Consider the following 17,037-nt stretch of genomic DNA (forward strand, 5'->3'; position numbering starts at 1 on the left):
CCCCATCCTCCCATCCGGCCTTGGCCGCCCGCCCCCGGCCGCTCAGCGCATGCTGCGCACGTCGAGCTGCCGCAGCACCCGGTCCACCACCTCCGGGTCGGCGCCCGGCTCGCTGCGCGCCGCCAGCACCTCGTGGCGGGCCGCCGACATCAGCTCCCGCTGGATCCGCTGCGTCTTCCGCAACCGGTCCACCCGCTCGGTGAACGCCGCCCGCCGCTCCTCGTCGACCATGTCCGGGCTGATCCGCGCCCCGATGTCGAAGGCCCCGCGCTGGAGCCGCTCGGCGACCTCCTCGGGCAGCTCCTCGACCTCCTCGATCTCCTTCAGGCGCCGTTTCGCGGCCTTGGCCGCCCGGATGGCCAGCTCCCGCTCGAAGGCCCGCTCGGCCTCCGTGTCGGCCTTCACACCCAGCCGCCGCACCAGCCAGGGCAGGGTCAGCCCCTGGACCACCAGGGTGGCGATGATCACGCAGAAGGCGATGAAGACGATCTCGTCCCGGCCCGGGAAGGGCTCGCCGCCGTCGGTGCGCAGCGGGATGGCGAGGGCCAGCGCCACCGAGGCCACCCCGCGCATCCCGGACCACCACATGACGACGGTCTCCCGCCAGCTCATCGGGATCTCCTCGGCGTAGTCGCGGCCGGTGTGCAGCCGCTTGGTCAGCCAGGTGGCGGGCAGCAGCCACAGCAGCCGGACGCCGACGACCACGCCCACGACGGCCGCGCCCCAGCCGATCACCTCGCGGCCGTGCTTCTCCACGACGCCGAAGACGTTCACCAGCTCCAGGCCGATGAGCCCGAAGGCGATGCCGGTGACCAGGGTGTCCACGATCTCCCAGAAGGTCTGCCCGGCGAGCCGGCCCATCACGTCGTCGGCGTCGCTCGCGTACTCGGCCAGGAAGAGGGCGGTGACCAGGACGCCGAGGACGCCGGAGCCGTGCAGTTCCTCGGCGAGCACGTAGGCGACGAAGGGGACCAGCAGGGTGAGGCCGATCTGGAGGGTGGGGTCGCCGAGCAGGCTCATCAGCCGGTTGGCGGCCCAGCCGAGGGCGAGCCCCACGGCGACGGCGACGACGGCCGACAGGACCAGCTCGCCGAGCGCCTCGGGCCAGGAGAAGGCGCCGCTCACCACGGCGGTGATGGCCACGTTGTAGAGCACGATCGCGGTGACGTCGTTGAAGAGCCCCTCGCCCTCCAGGATCGACACCAGGCGGCGGGGCAGCCCCAGCGAGCCGGCGACGGCGGTCGCGGCGACCGGGTCGGGCGGGGCGACCAGCGCGCCGAGCGCCAGGGCGGCGGCGAGCGGGATGCCCGGCACGAGCGCGTCGGCGACCGCGCCGACGGCGGCCGTGGTCACGAAGACCAGGGCCACCGCGAGCAGGAAGATCGGCCGCTTGTTGGCGGCGAACTGGCGCCAGGAGGTCCGCTGCACGGAGGCGTACAGCAGCGGCGGCAGCACCAGCGGGAGGATGAACTCGGGCGGGATGGCCACGTCGGGCACGAAGGGCGTGACGGCCAGCACGATCCCGACCAGGGTCATCAGGACGGGTGCGGGCAGCCCGAGCCGCTCCCCGAGGGGCACGGTCAGCACGGCGCCGAGCAGCAGAAGGAAGAGCAGGGCCAGTTGATCCACGACCCTACCCTGTCACGTACGTCCTATTTCGCCGCGATTGCCCCCACCGGAGCGCGGGGGCGGAGCGGCTCAGAGCGTCCGGCGCATCGCCCGGTGCGGCATCCCGGCGTCCGGGAACTCCGGACCATACGCCACGTAGCCCAGCCGCTCGTAGAAGCCGAGGGCGTGGGTCTGGGCGTGCAGGTCGACGGCGGCGAGCCCGCGCGCGCGGGCCGCGTCCTCGATGGCCCGCACCAGCGCGGCGCCCACCCCGAGACCGCGCGCCGCCTTGTTCACCGCGAGCCGCCCGAGGGAGCCCACCGAGGCGTCGGCGCCGGTCTTGCCGGTCGCGTCGGCCCCGTACAGCAGCCGCCCGGTGCCCAGCGGCGTGCCGTCGGCGGCGACGGCCAGCACATGCGCGGCGGTCGCGTCGTACGGGTCGTACTCCAGCTCCTGGGGCACGCCCTGCTCCTCGACGAAGACCTCGCGGCGCACGGCGAAGCAGGCGTCCAGGTCGGCGCCCTCCACGGCCTCGCGGACGGTGACACCCGCGGCCGCGGACGACGGGGCGCTCACCGGCTCTCCGCGGCGATGCGGTCGAGCGCGGTCTGCAGGTCGGCCGGGTAGGTGCTGGCGAACTCGACCCACTGCCCGTCGCCGGGGTGCTCGAAGCCGAGCCGGACGGCGTGCAGCCACTGGCGGGTCAGCCCGAGGCGCTTGGCCATCGTGGGGTCGGCGCCGTAGGTCAGGTCGCCGACGCAGGGGTGGCGCAGCGTGGACATGTGCACCCGGATCTGGTGGGTGCGGCCGGTCTCCAGCTTGATGTCCAGCAGCGAGGCCGCGCGGAACGCCTCGATCAGGTCGTAGTGGGTGACGGACGGCTTGCCGTCGGCGGTCACGGCCCACTTGTAGTCGTGGTTCGGGTGCCGGCCGATGGGCGCGTCGACGGTGCCGCTCATCGGGTCCGGGTGGCCCTGCACCAGGGCGTGGTAGCGCTTGTCCACCACGCGCTCCTTGAACTGGCGCTTCAGCGAGGTGTACGCGTACTCGGACTTCGCCACCACCATCAGGCCGGACGTGCCGACGTCGAGGCGGTGCACGATGCCCTGGCGCTCGGCGGCGCCGGAGGTGGAGATCCGGTAGCCGGCGGCGGCGAGGCCGCCGATCACGGTGGTGCCGGTCCAGCCGGGGCTGGGGTGGGCGGCGACGCCGACCGGCTTCATGATCACGACGATGTCGTCGTCGTCGTGGACGATCTCCATGCCCTCGACGGGCTCGGCGACGATCTGCACCGGGGCCGCGGCGCCCGGCATCTCGACCTCGAGCCACGCGCCGCCGCTGACCCGCTCGGACTTGCCGACGACGGCGCCGTCGACCTGGACCTTGCCTGCGGCGGCCAACTCGGCGGCCTTGGTACGGGAGAACCCGAACATACGGGCGATGGCGGCGTCGACGCGCTCGCCCTCCAGGCCATCGGGAACGGGCAGGGTGCGGATCTCGGGACTCGTGCTCACCCGTCGAGTATGCCTTGTGCGGACGACACGCTGTCGTCCGCACGGGTCGGGCGGGGGCCCCGGCTCAGTCCTTGTGGACCGTTCCGTCCGGGTCCAGGCCCCGGAAGGACAGGAAGACGATGAGGATGCCGCCGCAGACGATCGCCGAGTCGGCGAGGTTGAAGACGGCGAAGTGGGCGGGGGCGATGAAGTCGACGACCGCCCCCTCGAAGACACCAGGCGAGCGGAAGATCCGGTCGGTGAGGTTGCCCAGCGCGCCGCCCAGCAGCAGGCCCAGCGCGATCGCCCAGGGCAGGCTGTAGAGCTTGCGGGCGAGCCGGATGATCACGATGATCACCACGGTCGCGATCCCGGTGAAGATGAAGGTGAACGCCTCGCCCATGCCGAAGGCGGCCCCCGGGTTCCGGATGGCCTCGAAGCGCAGCAGGTCGCCGATCACCTTGATCGGGGCGTGTCCCTCCAGCTTCTCGACCACCAGCATCTTGCTGCCGAGGTCGAGAAGGTAGGCCAGCACGGCCACGACGAGGAGCGCGACGATCCGTCGCCTCCCCTTGGGCCGCTCCTCGGGGACGGCCGTCTCGTCGGCCCCTGCTGAATCCGGCGTACCTGAATCCGGCGTACCGATGACGCTCTCCGCCTCTGCCATGTGCACGAGAGTACGGCACACTCCTCCGGCCGCGTCAGCCGCGGCGCTCCTGCCTCTGCTTGTCCTCCACACACAGCGTGGCGCGGGGGAACGCCTGCATCCTGGCCTTGCCGATCGGCTTGCCGCAGACCTCGCACAGGCCGTACGTGCCGGCGTCCATCCGCTCCAGGGCGTGCTCGCTCTGTTCCAGCATCTCGCGCGCGTTCGCCGCCAGGGAGAGCTCGTGCTCGCGCGTGATGTTCTTGGTCCCCGTGTCGGCCTGGTCGTCGCCCGCTCCGTCGCCGGAGTCGCGCATCAGCCCGGTCAGCTCCTCCTGCGAGTGCACCAGCTCGCTGCGCAGCCGCAGCACCTCCGCCTGGAGCCCGCTGCGGGCCTCGGCGATCTCCTCCGGGGTCCATGGGTCCTCGCCGGGGCGCACGGCGAGCTCGCCGGGCCGGGAGTGAGGCACCGCGGCCTCCCCCGGGGCCGTCGTGACGCCACCCGCAGTCTTCTTCGCTGCCACCGTCCTGGCTCCTGTCTTCTCGGTCGCGGCCTTCGCCGCCTTGGCGGGCGCCTTCTTCGCGGCCTTCGCGGCCTTGGCGGGCGCCGCCTTCTTCGCGGCCTTCTTGGCGGCCGTCGTCGCTGTGGCCTTCTTCGCCGTGGCCTTCTTCGCCGGGGCGGCCTTCTTCGCTGCCGCCGCCTTCTTCACGGGGGCCGCGCGCTCCTCCGCTGCCTTCTCCGCGGGCGCGGACTCCTCGGCGGACGCCGTCTTCCGCGCGGCCGTCGTCTTCTTCGCGGCGGTCTTCTTCGCCACCATGTCGCGGCCCCTTACACATTTTGTGATCTTGCGCGCGAATCGTGCTGGGACGATAAATCGGCCCAGGGCCCGCGGCAACGGGGCACGCCGCCCTGCACGCCCGCCCCGGCGCCCGTCGGGACGGACCTGCCTGCGTTGTGCCCAGCTCCCCGGCCGGTTATCCGTCCCGGCCGTCCCCCACTTGGCCGAAGTCCGACTCCGGGCGGGCCGGTGTGCCCATTCGGGTCACCGGGAAACGCGGGAAATCCGGTCGGCCGGGCCCGCCCCGGCCCCGTACACTGGGCTCAGCGAAAGGCTTGGATGGGGACGAGTAGCGTCGCAAGCAGCCATGAGCGACCCGGGGACGGTGAGAGCCCGGGGGCGAGCCCGATGTGAAGCATCACCCCGGAGCCGCCGGAAGAAAGCCGCGGGCGACCACGGCGAGTAGAACCGGCGTCGCGACCCCAATGAGGGGGCGCGGGACGGCAGCGGCCGGCCCCGGGCCAAGGAGGGTGGTACCGCGGGAGCAGTGCTCTCGTCCCTCCGGACGGAAGCGAACCAGTCCGCCGGAGGAGCTCGCAAGCATGACGCCGCCGCAATACCGCCAGGTGCCCGCCCAGGTCGACCTGCCCTCGCTTGAGCACGGAGTGCTCGACTTCTGGCAGGACAACAAGGTCTTCGCCAAGACCCTGGAGCAGTCCGAGGGCCGCCCCGAGTGGGTGTTCTACGAGGGCCCGCCCACCGCCAACGGAATGCCCGGCGCGCACCACATCGAGGCGCGCGTCTTCAAGGACGTCTTCCCCCGCTTCCGGACCATGCGCGGCTACCACGTGGCCCGCAAGGCCGGCTGGGACTGCCACGGCCTGCCCGTCGAGCTCGCCGTCGAGAAGGAGCTCGGCTTCTCCGGCAAGAAGGACATCGAGGCGTACGGCATCGCCGAGTTCAACGCCAAGTGCCGCGAGTCCGTGACCCGGCACACCGACGCCTTCGCCGAGCTCACCACCCGGATGGGCTACTGGGTGGACCTCGACGACGCGTACCGCACCATGGACCCCTCGTACATCGAGTCGGTCTGGTGGTCGCTGAAGCAGATCTTCGACAAGGACCTGCTGGTCCAGGACCACCGCGTCGCCCCCTGGTGCCCGCGCTGCGGCACCGGCCTGTCCGACCACGAGCTGGCCCAGGGCTACGAGACGGTCGTCGACCCCTCGGTCTACGTGCGCTTCCCGCTGACCTCCGGCCCGCTCGCCGGCAAGGCGGCCCTGGTGGTCTGGACGACGACCCCGTGGACCCTGGTGTCCAACACGGCCGTCGCCGCCCACCCCGAGGTGACCTACGTGGTCGCCACCGACGGCGACGAGCGCCTCGTCGTCGCCGAGCCGCTGCTGGAGAAGGCCCTCGGCGACGGCTGGGTGACCACCGGCGAGTCCTTCACCGGCGCCGAGATGGAGCGCTGGACCTACCAGCGCCCCTTCGAGCTCATCGACTTCCCGGCCGAGGCCCACTACGTGGTCAACGCCGAGTACGTCACCACCGAGGACGGCACGGGTCTGGTCCACCAGTCCCCCGCCTTCGGTGAGGAGGACCTCAAGGTCTGCCGCGCCTACGGCCTGCCGGTCGTGAACCCGGTCCGCCCCGACGGCACCTTCGAGGAGGAGGTCCCGCTGGTCGGCGGCGTCTTCTTCAAGAAGGCCGACGAGAAGCTGACCGCCGACCTCGACGAGCGCGGCCTCCTCTACCGGCACATCCCGTACGAGCACAGCTACCCGCACTGCTGGCGCTGCCACACGGCGCTGCTCTACTACGCGCAGCCGTCCTGGTACATCCGTACGACCGCCGTGAAGGACCGCCTTCTCGAAGAGAACGAGAAGACCAACTGGTTCCCGGACTCGGTGAAGCACGGCCGCTTCGGCGACTGGCTGAACAACAACATCGACTGGGCGCTCTCCCGCAACCGCTACTGGGGCACCCCGCTGCCCATCTGGCGCTGCGAGGAGGGCCACCTCACCTGCGTCGGCTCGCGCGCGGAGCTGTCCGAGCTGACCGGCACCGACCAGTCCGAGCTCGACCCGCACCGCCCGTTCATCGACGCGGTCACCTTCACCTGCACCGCCGAGGGCTGCTCCCACGAGGCCGTCCGCGTGCCGGAGGTCATCGACGCCTGGTACGACTCGGGCTCCATGCCGTTCGCGCAGTACGGCTACCCGTACCAGAACAAGGAGCTGTTCGAGAGCCGCTACCCGGCGCAGTTCATCTCCGAGGCCATCGACCAGACCCGCGGCTGGTTCTACACGCTGATGGCCGTCGGCACCCTGGTCTTCGACAAGTCCTCGTACGAGAACGTGGTCTGCCTCGGCCACATCCTCGCCGAGGACGGCCGCAAGATGTCCAAGCACCTGGGCAACATCCTCCAGCCCATCCCGCTGATGGACCAGCACGGCGCCGACGCCGTCCGCTGGTTCATGGCGGCCGGCGGCTCCCCCTGGGCGGCCCGCCGGGTCGGCCACGGCACCATCCAGGAGGTCGTCCGCAAGACGCTCCTCACCTACTGGAACACGGTGGCCTTCCAGGCCCTGTACGCCCGCACCTCGGGCTGGGCCCCGTCCGCCGCGGACCCGGCGCCGGCCGACCGCACGGTCCTCGACAAGTGGCTGCTCTCCGAGCTGAACACGCTGGTCGGCGCCGTCACCGAGGCGATGGAGGCGTACGACACCCAGCGCGCCGGCAAGCTGCTCTCGGCCTTCGTCGACGACCTGTCCAACTGGTACGTGCGCCGCTCCCGCCGCCGCTTCTGGCAGGGCGACAAGGGCGCGCTGCGCACCCTGCACGAGGTCGTCGAGACGGTCACCCGCCTGATGGCCCCGCTGACCCCCTTCATCACGGAGCGGGTCTGGCAGGACCTGGTCGTCCCGGTCACCCCGGACGCCCCGGAGTCCGTGCACCTGGCCACCTGGCCGGAGGCGGACACGGCGCTCGTCGACGAGGTGCTGTCCGAGCAGATGCTGCTGGTCCGCCGCCTGGTCGAGCTGGGCCGCGCGACCCGCGCCGAGTCCGGTGTGAAGACCCGTCAGCCGCTCTCCCGCGCGCTGGTCGCGGCGAACGGCTTCGCGGCGCTCTCCCCCGAGCTCCAGGCGCAGATCACCGAGGAGCTGAACGTCTCCTCGCTGGCCTCCCTCTCCGAGGTCGGCGGCAGCCTGGTCGACACCACCGCCAAGGCCAACTTCCGGGCGCTGGGCAAGCGTTTCGGCAAGGGCGTCCAGGACGTGGCGAAGGCGGTGGCCGCGGCCGACGCGGCGGCGCTGTCGCTGGCGCTGCGCGGCGGCGAGGCGGTCGTGACGGTGAACGGCGAGGAGGTGACCCTGACCCCCGAGGAGGTCATCATCACCGAGACCCCGCGCGAGGGCTGGTCGGTGGCCTCCGACTCGGGCGCGACGGTCGCGCTCGACCTGGAGATCACCCCGGAGCTGCGCAAGGCCGGTCTGGCCCGTGACGCGATCCGGCTGATCCAGGAGGCCCGCAAGAACAGCGGCCTCGACGTGGCGGACCGGATCGCGCTGCGCTGGACCTCCACCTCGCCGGAGACGGCCGAGGCGCTGGCCGCGCACGCGGGCCTGATCGCGGACGAGGTGCTGGCCACGGACCACGCCGAGGGCGCGGGCGACGACTCGTACGGCAGCCCGTTCGAGGACGAGGGCCTGGCCTTCAGCTTCCGCCTCCGCAAGGCGTAGCCGGTACGGCGAAGGGCCCGGCACCCCGCGAGGGGGGCCGGGCCCTTTCCCGTACCCCGGGAGACACGGTGCTCCGGGGACGCGCAAAAGGGCCGGGCCCCGGGTTCTCACCCGGGGCCCGGCCCTTGCGACTGCCGCCGACGGCTACGCGCTGGGCGCGTGGACGTGCGGCGCCGTCAGTTGTCGTCCTCGTCGATCAGGAAGCCGCGCATCGGCGCCGGCGCCTGCTGCATCGGCTGCGGGGCCTGCGGCCGGACCGGAGCCATCGGCTGGGTCATCGCCGGGGACATCTGCTGCTGGCCGCCGTAGGACGGGGCGCCGCCCATCGGGCCGTTGCCGCCGAAGGACGGGGCGGGGGCACCCGCCGAGGCCATCGAGGGGGACGGCGGCAGGGAGGCGGTCGCGGGCGTGCGCGCCGGGGCCAGCGAGTCGTCGGCCTGGGTCTCCAGCTGACGCAGCTGCGACTCCAGGTACGACTTCAGGCGGGTCCGGTACTCACGCTCGAAGCCCCGCAGGTCCTCGACCTTGCGCTCCAGCGTGGCGCGGGCGGACTCCAGGGAGCCCATCGCGACGCGGTGCTTCTCCTGCGCGTCCCGCTCCAGGGCGTCGGCCTTGGCGCGGGCGTCCCGCTCCAGGCCCTCGGCGCGCGAACGGGCCTCGCCGACGATCTTGTTGGCCTCGGAACGGGCCTCCGCGATCGCCTGGTCGGCGGTCTGCTGGGCCAGCGAGAGGACACGCGCGGCGCTGTCGCCGCCGGGGCCCTGCGGAGCCGGCTGCATCTGCTGCATCTGCTGCTGCGGGTGCCCCATCGGGCCGCCCTGCATGGGACCGCCCTGCATCGGGCCACCCTGCATGGGTCCACCCTGCATCGGGCCACCCTGCATGGGACCGCCCTGCATCGGGCCACCCTGCATGGGACCGCCCTGCATCGGGCCACCCTGCATGGGACCGCCCTGCATCGGGCCGCCCTGCATGGGGCCACCCTGCATCGGGCCACCCTGCATGGGGCCGGGGGGCAGCGCCGGGGCACCGGACGGAAGCTGCGGCGGGCCCATCTGCGGGGGCTGCTGCTGGGCCGGCGGTCCGGATATGGCGGCGGGCACCGGGGCGCCGGGACCGACGGGACGGTCCTGCTGCTCCGGGGGCTTGCGCATTCCCTGCTGCTGCTGGTTCTGCGCGGCGGCACGGGTCGCGGCGGCCAGCTTGGCGCGCAGGTCCTCGTTCTCGCGGAGCAGCCGGGTCAGTTCGGCTTCGACCTCGTCGAGGAAGGCATCGACCTCGTCTTCGTCATAGCCTTCTCGAAGGCGGACGGTCGTGAACTGCTTGTTCCGCACGTCCTCGGGGGTCAACGGCATCTCTTCTTCACCTCTACGTAGTCGTCGGCAGTCGGCAAGACCGTATCGTCCACATTTCCCTGATGCTCCTGCACCATCACCTCGCGAAACCACTCACGACGTTGATCAGGATGTAGACGATGATCATCAGAACGAAGAAGGACAGGTCGAGTGCCACGCCCCCGAGACGCAGCGGCGGGATGAGCCGCCGCAGAAGCTTGAGCGGTGGATCGGTGACAGTGTAGGTGGCCTCCAGAACGACCACCATCGCCTTGCCGGGTTGCCATGAACGGGCGAACTGGAAGACGTAGTCCATGACCAGCCGGAAGATCAGGAGGACCAGGAAGCACATCAGCGCGATGTAGACCACTTGTAGTGCGACGCCCATTCCCGCGCTTCCCTCTCCCCTGGCTCTCGCTTGTCCGGCCGCCCTGCGGCCGGGTCGTTCTCGGTCTCGGTTCTCAGCTCTGGTTGAAGAACCCGCCCTCTGCGATGCGGGCCTTGTCCTCCGCCGTGACATCGACGTTAGCAGGCGACAACAGGAACACCTTCTGCGTCACGCGCTCAATGCTGCCATGGAGACCGAAGACGAGACCGGCGGCAAAGTCGACAAGTCGCTTCGCGTCGGTGTCGTCCATCTCCGTGAGGTTCATGATCACCGGAGTGCCCTCACGGAAGTGTTCCCCGATGGTACGGGCCTCGTTGTAGGTCCGCGGGTGCAGCGTGGTGATGCGGTAGGGCTCCCGCTCGGACACGACCTTGGGCATGATCACCGGCGCGTTCTTCTCCAGGCTCGGGCGTTCGGGTGTGATGGATGCCACGGGGGCAATTCGGGCCGGACGCCCGCTCTCGGCGGGTACCGGGACAGAATGGGACACCGGCTCGCGGGGCGCGGGCGGGGAGACCACGCGTACCGGCTCCTCGCGCTCCACCTGGCGCGGGGGCTGGTGATGGCGCCGGTCGCGCTCGGGCTCCGGCTCGGGTTCGAAGTCGTCGTCGGGGTCGAAGCCCCGGCCGTCGTAACCATCGTCCTCCACGAGGCCGAGGTAGACCGCCATCTTGCGCATCGCGCCGGCCATGCTCTGCATCCTCCGCTCTGTGGTGGATCGCCCTTACCGAATGTCGCAGTGTCACCAAGTGCCCGCGATCCACGAGGTCTCCCCGCCTTTCTGGCGGAATGACCATATTTTCTGCTGTGGTCCGACCTGCTTCGCGACGTTACCCGAGCTTCGGGCGGACACCGAGTACCGCCGTACCGATGCGCACGTGTGTCGCTCCGGCCGCCACGGCCTCCTCGAGGTCCGCACTCATCCCTGCTGACACCATGTTCGCAGCCGGACGGGTCGCGCGCAGGGCAGTCGACAAATCCATCAACCGGTCGAAGGCGGCGCGTTGCCGCCCGGCGTACGCGCCGGACAGCGGGGCGACGGTCATCAGTCCGTCCAGCCGCAGCCCCGGCGCCGCGTCCACCGCGGCCGCCAACTCCTCGATCCCGTCGGGCGCGACCCCGCCCCGGTCGCCGCGCGCGCCGGACTCGGCGTCCAGCGCCACCTGGATCAGGCAGCCCAGCTCCCGCTCCGCCTTCTCCGCGCCCGCCGAGAGCGCGGAGACGAGCTTCAGCCGGTCGACGGACTGCACCACATCGGCATAACCCACCACGGAACGGACCTTGTTGGTCTGCAACTGGCCCACGAAGTGCCAGTTCAGGTCCAGGTCCGCGCAGGCGGCGGCCTTGGGGGCGGCGTCCTGGTCCCGGTTCTCGGCGACATGACGGACCCCCAGCCCGTGCAGGATCCGCACGTCGCTCGCGGGGTAGGTCTTGGTGACCACGATGAGGGTCACGTCCCGGCGCGCCCGGCCGGCGGCGGCGCACGCGGCGGCGATGCGCTCCTCCACCCGTGCCAGATTCGCGGCCAGTTCCTCGGTGCGGTCCGTCATGTCTCTTCCCGGTTCAGCCAGACATATCCCGCGAGTCGCCCGGTGGTGCGGTCGCGGCGGTACGAGTAGTGGTCCGGCGACTCCAGGGTGCAGACCCCGCTCGCCGCCACGTCGGTGACGCCCAGTCGGGCGAGCTGGGCCAGGACGCCCGCGGTCACGTCGACGGCGGGGGTCCCCCAGGAGGTCTCGGCGTGCGCGGCCGGTTCGACGGCGGCGACCTCGGCGCGCATCGCGTCCGGCACCTCGTAGCAGCGCCCGCAGACGGCGGGGCCGGTGCGGGCGACGATCCGCTCGGGGCGGGCGCCGAGTTGGGTCATCCGGGCCACCGCGGCGGGGACGACCCCGGCGGTCATCCCGGGCCGCCCGGCGTGGGCGGCGGCGACGACCCCGGCGACGGGGTCGGCCAGCAGGACCGGCACGCAGTCCGCGGTGAGCACCGCGAGGGCGAGGCCGGGCCGGTCGGTCACGAGCGCGTCCACCGAGGGGACGGGGTCCGTCCCCCAGGGGCGGTCCACGACGGCGACGCCGGCGCCGTGGACCTGGTTCATCCAGACCACCCGGGCCGGGTCGAGGCCGAGACCGGCCGCCGCCCGCTCGCGGTTGGCGAGGACGGCCGCCGGGTCGTCGCCGACGGCTCCGCCGAGGTTGAGCTCCTCGTACGGAACGGCGCTCACCCCGCCCCACCGGTCGGTGAAGGCGAAGTGGGCGCCGCTCGCGTGGTGACGCTGTCCTATCACTTCAAGAAGTCCGGGACATCCAGCTCTTCGGCCTGGCTGTCCGGGTACGGGCGGGCCGGCGGGACGACCGGCGAGGAGACGGGCGGCAGCGGGATCTCGCTGACGGCCGGCGCGGGCTCGGCCTGCGCGGGCTCCTCGCGGGGGGCCACCGTGCCCAGTCCGCCCAGCGGGCGGGAGGTCTCCGCGGCACGGGGGGCCGGGGCCGGCTCCTCGCGCTTGGCCGAGACCGAGCCGATGATGTTGTCCCGGCGGGCCGGCGGCTGGCCGCCGTCGAAGCCCGCGGCGATGACGGTGACCCGCACCTCGTCGCCGAGGGCGTCGTCGATGACGGCGCCGAAGATGATGTTCGCCTCGGGGTGGGCGGCCTCGCTCACCAGCTGGGCGGCCTCGTTGATCTCGAAGAGACCGAGGTCGCTGCCGCCGGAGATGGAGAGCAGCACCCCGCGGGCGCCGTCGATGGACGCCTCCAGGAGCGGGGAGGAGATCGCCATCTCGGCCGCGGCCACGGCGCGGTCGTCGCCGCGGGCGGAGCCGATGCCCATGAGCGCGGAACCCGCCTCGGACATGACCGACTTGACGTCGGCGAAGTCGAGGTTGATCAGGCCCGGGGTGGTGATCAGGTCGGTGATGCCCTGGACGCCGCTCAGCAGCACCTGGTCGGCCGACTTGAAGGCGTCGAGCACGGAGACCTGACGGTCCGAGATCGACAGCAGCCGGTCGTTCGGGATGACGATGAGGGTGTCGACCTCTTCGCGGAGCTCGGCGATGCCGTCCTCCGCCTGGTTGGCGCGCCGACGGCCCTCGAAGGTGAACGGCCGGGTGACCACACCGATCGTCAGGGCGCCGAGCGAGCGCGCGATGTTGGCGACGACGGGTGCGCCGCCGGTGCCGGTGCCGCCGCCCTCGCCGGCGGTCACGAAGACCATGTCGGCCCCCTTGAGGACCTCCTCGATCTCCTCGCGGTGGTCCTCTGCCGCCTTGCGGCCGACTGCCGGGTTGGCCCCGGCGCCGAGGCCGCGGGTGAGTTCACGGCCGACGTCGAGCTTGACGTCGGCGTCGCTCATCAACAGCGCCTGAGCGTCGGTGTTGATGGCGATGAACTCGACGCCCTTGAGACCGACCTCGATCATTCGGTTGATGGCATTGACACCACCGCCGCCGACACCGATGACCTTGATGACTGCGAGGTAGTTCTGCGGTGCTGCCACGTCGAAGGCCTCTCGCCTCGAGTTACGTGTCGCCGCTTCGCGGTGGTAAGCGCGCCGCGACGACGGATGCCGATTGGGACGGTCCGAAACGCCGACCCAAACCCTAACGTTGAAGTTTAGGGTTACCAGTGTCTCTGTTCGCTGGACTCTTCCGAACAGGACACTAAGTCGACAAGTGGCGCACGTTCAACGAACACGCCGAACCTCCCGTTTTTCTTTTCACCCTATGTGATCACCCGTAGCGCTGGCCAACCAGGGTGCTGGCCAGGGGTGATGAGCGTCAACTTCCCGACGAAGCGGGCGCCGTGGGGGCACTTACGTCGAAGTGCCCCGCTTTGGGCGTCGCCTTCATCAGCGCGGTCAGGACCCGGGCCTTGACGGCCCCGTCCTCACCGCTGCCCCAGAAGACCGTGCGCCCCCTGCCGAGCTCCAGGGTGATGGAGTCATACGACGCGATCCGGACGACACGGGCGTCCTGGGCGATTTTCTCCGGGAGTTCGCCCGTCACGCCTACCGCCTCGGCCAGCAGCCGGTCCTCGTCGAAGCGGCGCAGGCTGGGCGAGGCGCCCGCGTCGAGCACGAGCCGGGGTACGCCGGGGGGCGCCTTGGCGACGGTGGCGAACCGCACACCGCCGGAGTCCACTTCAATGAACTTTCCGCCCTTTTCCCACAGGAGTACGGGCTTGCGCTCGGTCACTTTCAGGCCGATTCCGTGCGGCCAGGACCGGACGACGTCCACGCTGTCGATCCGGGGCAGCCGCTCGCGCAGCCGCGCCTCGATCCCGTCGGTGTCGACGGAGACCATCGGCGCGCCGACCGGGACGGCCGCGATCCGCTCCACCTCGGCCCGGGTGAGCACCTCCATGCCGGAGGTGCTCACCCGCTCCACGCGGAGCCAGTTCGAGCCGTAGAGGGCCCAGGCACCGCCGGCCAGCACGGCGAGGGCGCCGAAGGCGAGGAGGAGGGTGCGCGGGCCGGGGACCCGGGCCCGACCGCCGCCGGACCCGGGGGACGCCCCGGACGAGCCCTTGGACCCGCCGCTCGCGCTCTTCTGCTCGGTCGCCGGTCCGGCTGCCACAGGGCGTCTCCCTTTCCGCCGCCGCTACGCCTGTCGGCGGGCGGCGATCGCCTCGTACACCATGCCGACGAGCAGGTCGTCGGCGTCCCGGCGGCCGAACTCGGCGGCGGCGCGGGACATCTCGTACAGCCGGTGCGGATCGGCGAGTACGGGCAGGACGTTGCCCTGCACCCACTGCGGCGACAGCTCCGCGTCGTCGACGAGGAGCCCGCCGCCGGCCTTGACCACCGGCTGGGCGTTCAGCCGCTGTTCGCCGTTGCCGATGGGCAGCGGGACGTAGGCGGCCGGCAGCCCGACGGCGGAGAGCTCGGCGACGGTCATCGCGCCCGCGCGGCAGAGCATCATGTCGGCGGCGGCGTACGCGAGATCCATCCGGTCCACGTACGGTACCGGCACGTACGGCGGCATTCCGGGCATGTTGTCGACACGCGGCATTTCGTTCTTCGGGCCGACCGCGTGCAGGATCTGGATGCCCGAGCGCTGGAGCACCGGGGCGATCTGCTGGACGACCTCGTTGAGCCGCCGGGCGCCCTGCGAGCCGCCCGAGACGAGCAGCGTCGGCAGGTTCGGGTCCAGCCCGAAGGCGGCGCGCGCCTCGGGGCGCACCCGGGCGCGGTCGAGGGTCGCGATGGTGTGCCGCAGCGGGATGCCGATGTAACGGGCGTTGCGCAGCTTGGAGTCCGGGGTGGCCACGGCGACCCCGGCCGCGTACCGCGAACCGATCTTGTTGGCCAGGCCGGGCCGGGCGTTCGCCTCGTGGACCACGATGGGCACGCCGAGCCGCTTGGCGGCCAGGTAGCCGGGCAGCGCCACGTAGCCGCCGAAGCCGACCACGCAGTCCGCCTTGGTGCGCTCCAGGACCTGCTCGGCGGCCTTGATCGTGCCGCGCAGCCGTCCGGGGACGGTGATCAGCTCGGGCGTGGGCTTGCGGGGCAGCGGCACGGCGGGGATGAGCGCCAGCTCATAGCCCCGCTCGGGGACCAGCCGGGTCTCCAGGCCCTTCTCCGTGCCCAGCGCCGTGATCCCCACGGAGGGGTCCTGCCTGCGCAGGGCGTCCGCGAGTGCGAGCGCGGGCTCGATGTGGCCGGCGGTACCTCCGCCGGCGAGGACGACATGCACCGAAATTCACCGCTCTCCGGACGGACGCTTCTTGACGCGCCGTCGCATCGACTTCCATCTCCCCCCGGCCCGCTTGCCCCAGCCGGGGCGGCGCAGGGCCAGGGCCGCTTTCGCGGCGGGTTCCTGTCGCGCGAAGGCGATCAGGAGCCCGACGGCGAACATGGTCGGCAGCAGGGCCGATCCCCCGTAGGAGAACAGCGGGAGCGGGACTCCGGCGATCGGCAGCAGACCGAGCACCGCACCGATGTTGATCACGGCCTGCGCCGTGATCCAGGTGGTCACGCCTCCCGCGGCAAACCTCACGAAGGGGTCCTCCGTACGTCCGGCCACGCGGATACCCGCATAGCCTAGAGCCGCGAACAGGGCCAGCACCGACAGCGTCCCCGCGAGACCCAGTTCCTCACCGGTCACGGCGAAGATGAAGTCGGTGTGCGCTTCGGGGAGTTGGCCCCATTTTTCCACACTCGCCCCGAGGCCGGAACCGAACCAGCCGCCGGAGGCCAGGGCGTAGATCCCGTGCGCCGCCTGGAGGCACGGGGCGCCCTCTCCGCCGGGATCGGTGGCCCCGATGCAGGCGAAGCGCTTCAGGCGGTTGTCGCTGGTCTTGATCAGCAGGAAGCCGATCGCCCCGGCCACGGACAGCACCCCGACGAAGAGCCGGGTGGGCGCGCCGGCGGTCCACAGCAGTCCGAAGAGGATCGCCGAGAGGATGATCGCCGTGCCCATGTCACCGCCCAGCATGATCAGCCCGAGCAGCAGAAACGTTCCGGGCACCAGCGGGACCAGCATGTGCTTCCACTGCGTGAGCAGTTTCATGTCCTGTTTGCGGGCCAGCAGATCGGCCCCCCACAGGATCAGCGCCAGTTTGCCGAACTCGCTGGGCTGGAGCATGAACGGTCCGCCCAGCGAGATCCAGTTCTGGTTGCCGCCGACCGCCACCCCTATCCCGGGGATCTGGACGAGCACCATCAGGAAGATCGCCCCGACCAGGATCGGGTAGGCCAGCGCCCGGTGCAGCTTCACCGGCATCCGGGAGGCCACCAGCAGCAGCCCCGCCCCGAGCAGCGCCGCGAAGAACTGCTTGCGGAAGAAGTACGAGGGCACCAGGTCGTAGCGGAGCGCCGTGATCATCGAGGCCGAGTAGACCATCACCAGGCCGAGCGCGGTGATGAGCAGTCCGGCGCCGACGATCACGTAGTACGCGGTGAGCGGCCGGTCCCAGGCCCTGCGGGCCCGTTCGGGCAGCCCGCGCAGCCCGCCCCGGCGCGGCTTGCGCGGCGGGGCCGGGGCGCGCCCTCCGCCGCGTACGGCGGACGGGCCGCGGGTCCCCGCGGTTCTGCTCGGCATGGTCG

The 17,037-nt window shown here is 71.7% G+C and carries 14 protein-coding genes and 2 pseudogenes; 2 read left to right on the top strand and 14 right to left on the bottom strand.

The genetic code is table 11. The annotated features are described in order from the left end of the window. Positions 1 to 42 precede the first annotated feature (42 nt). From AB0C99_RS08340 to AB0C99_RS08360, 5 genes are all read right to left on the bottom strand, one after another. The gene (locus AB0C99_RS08340) at positions 43 to 1,629 is read right to left on the bottom strand and encodes a Na+/H+ antiporter (protein WP_362471178.1); all 1,587 of its coding nucleotides are present in this window, start codon (positions 1,627 to 1,629) and stop codon (positions 43 to 45) included. 69 nt (positions 1,630 to 1,698) lie between these two features. Continuing rightward, entirely contained in the window at positions 1,699 to 2,184 is a 486-nt protein-coding gene (locus tag AB0C99_RS08345; RefSeq protein WP_362471181.1) for a GNAT family N-acetyltransferase, read from the bottom strand. Then, on the bottom strand, positions 2,181 to 3,122 hold the full coding sequence (locus tag AB0C99_RS08350) for an RluA family pseudouridine synthase (RefSeq protein ID WP_362471184.1): 942 nt from the start codon (positions 3,120 to 3,122) through the stop codon (positions 2,181 to 2,183). The genes AB0C99_RS08345 and AB0C99_RS08350 overlap by 4 nt, the downstream gene beginning before the upstream one ends. A 64-nt stretch (positions 3,123 to 3,186) precedes the next feature. After that, positions 3,187 to 3,768, bottom strand: a complete 582-nt coding sequence (gene lspA / locus AB0C99_RS08355; RefSeq protein WP_362471187.1) for a signal peptidase II — start codon at positions 3,766 to 3,768, stop codon at positions 3,187 to 3,189. Between the two features lie 34 nt (positions 3,769 to 3,802). Continuing rightward, a complete protein-coding gene (locus AB0C99_RS08360) occupies positions 3,803 to 4,564 on the bottom strand; it encodes a TraR/DksA family transcriptional regulator (protein ID WP_362471190.1) in 762 nt (253 codons plus the stop codon). 563 nt (positions 4,565 to 5,127) lie between these two features. Here AB0C99_RS08360 and ileS point away from each other — a divergent pair. Both ileS and AB0C99_RS08370 read left to right on the top strand, forming a co-directional pair. After that, positions 5,128 to 8,271: an isoleucine--tRNA ligase gene (ileS, locus tag AB0C99_RS08365; protein WP_362471193.1), complete on the top strand. Its 3,144-nt coding sequence runs from the start codon at positions 5,128 to 5,130 to the stop codon at positions 8,269 to 8,271. A gap of 800 nt (positions 8,272 to 9,071) precedes the next feature. Then, a pseudogene (locus AB0C99_RS08370) lies at positions 9,072 to 9,242 on the top strand (pentapeptide repeat-containing protein); the annotation flags it as partial. Between the two features lie 249 nt (positions 9,243 to 9,491). Here the strand turns inward: AB0C99_RS08370 and AB0C99_RS08375 are convergent. From AB0C99_RS08375 to ftsW, 9 genes and pseudogenes are all read right to left on the bottom strand, one after another. Continuing rightward, positions 9,492 to 9,626 (bottom strand): annotated as a pseudogene (locus AB0C99_RS08375) (DivIVA domain-containing protein); the annotation flags it as partial. 76 nt (positions 9,627 to 9,702) lie between these two features. Then, a complete protein-coding gene (locus tag AB0C99_RS08380; RefSeq protein ID WP_362471196.1) occupies positions 9,703 to 9,993 on the bottom strand; it encodes a YggT family protein in 291 nt (96 codons plus the stop codon). Between the two features lie 73 nt (positions 9,994 to 10,066). Beyond that, the gene (gene sepF, locus AB0C99_RS08385) at positions 10,067 to 10,684 is read right to left on the bottom strand and encodes a cell division protein SepF (RefSeq protein ID WP_362471199.1); all 618 of its coding nucleotides are present in this window, start codon (positions 10,682 to 10,684) and stop codon (positions 10,067 to 10,069) included. Positions 10,685 to 10,823: 139 nt separating this feature from the next. Further along, the gene (locus AB0C99_RS08390) at positions 10,824 to 11,543 is read right to left on the bottom strand and encodes a YggS family pyridoxal phosphate-dependent enzyme (protein ID WP_362471202.1); all 720 of its coding nucleotides are present in this window, start codon (positions 11,541 to 11,543) and stop codon (positions 10,824 to 10,826) included. After that, positions 11,540 to 12,280, bottom strand: coding sequence for a peptidoglycan editing factor PgeF (gene pgeF, locus AB0C99_RS08395; protein ID WP_362471205.1), 741 nt, complete (start codon positions 12,278 to 12,280; stop codon positions 11,540 to 11,542). The genes AB0C99_RS08390 and pgeF overlap by 4 nt, the downstream gene beginning before the upstream one ends. After that, positions 12,277 to 13,488 (bottom strand): cell division protein FtsZ, encoded by a 1,212-nt coding sequence (ftsZ, locus tag AB0C99_RS08400; RefSeq protein WP_362471208.1) that lies wholly within the window; start codon positions 13,486 to 13,488, stop codon positions 12,277 to 12,279. Before ftsZ ends, pgeF begins: the two co-directional genes overlap by 4 nt. A gap of 280 nt (positions 13,489 to 13,768) precedes the next feature. Then, positions 13,769 to 14,566, bottom strand: a complete 798-nt coding sequence (locus tag AB0C99_RS08405) for an FtsQ-type POTRA domain-containing protein (protein ID WP_362471210.1) — start codon at positions 14,564 to 14,566, stop codon at positions 13,769 to 13,771. A 24-nt stretch (positions 14,567 to 14,590) separates the two neighbouring features. Next, positions 14,591 to 15,685: an undecaprenyldiphospho-muramoylpentapeptide beta-N-acetylglucosaminyltransferase gene (gene murG / locus AB0C99_RS08410; protein ID WP_189830621.1), complete on the bottom strand. Its 1,095-nt coding sequence runs from the start codon at positions 15,683 to 15,685 to the stop codon at positions 14,591 to 14,593. A 6-nt stretch (positions 15,686 to 15,691) separates the two neighbouring features. Continuing rightward, positions 15,692 to 17,032, bottom strand: coding sequence for a putative lipid II flippase FtsW (gene ftsW, locus AB0C99_RS08415; protein WP_362471213.1), 1,341 nt, complete (start codon positions 17,030 to 17,032; stop codon positions 15,692 to 15,694). Positions 17,033 to 17,037: the final 5 nt, after the last annotated feature.

Source organism: Streptomyces sp. NPDC048659, assembly GCF_040650575.1.
Lineage (GTDB): Bacteria > Actinomycetota > Actinomycetes > Streptomycetales > Streptomycetaceae > Streptomyces.

Coding starts and splice junctions, on each gene's coding strand:
- lspA (WP_362471187.1), bottom strand. CDS start 3,768: ATGGCAGAGGCGGAGAGCGTCATCGGTACGCCGGATTCAGGTACGCCG.
- AB0C99_RS08360 (WP_362471190.1), bottom strand. CDS start 4,564: ATGGTGGCGAAGAAGACCGCCGCGAAGAAGACGACGGCCGCGCGGAAG.
- ileS (WP_362471193.1), top strand. CDS start 5,128: ATGACGCCGCCGCAATACCGCCAGGTGCCCGCCCAGGTCGACCTGCCC.
- AB0C99_RS08380 (WP_362471196.1), bottom strand. CDS start 9,993: ATGGGCGTCGCACTACAAGTGGTCTACATCGCGCTGATGTGCTTCCTG.
- sepF (WP_362471199.1), bottom strand. CDS start 10,684: ATGGCCGGCGCGATGCGCAAGATGGCGGTCTACCTCGGCCTCGTGGAG.
- AB0C99_RS08390 (WP_362471202.1), bottom strand. CDS start 11,543: ATGACGGACCGCACCGAGGAACTGGCCGCGAATCTGGCACGGGTGGAG.
- ftsW (WP_362471213.1), bottom strand. CDS start 17,032: ATGCCGAGCAGAACCGCGGGGACCCGCGGCCCGTCCGCCGTACGCGGC.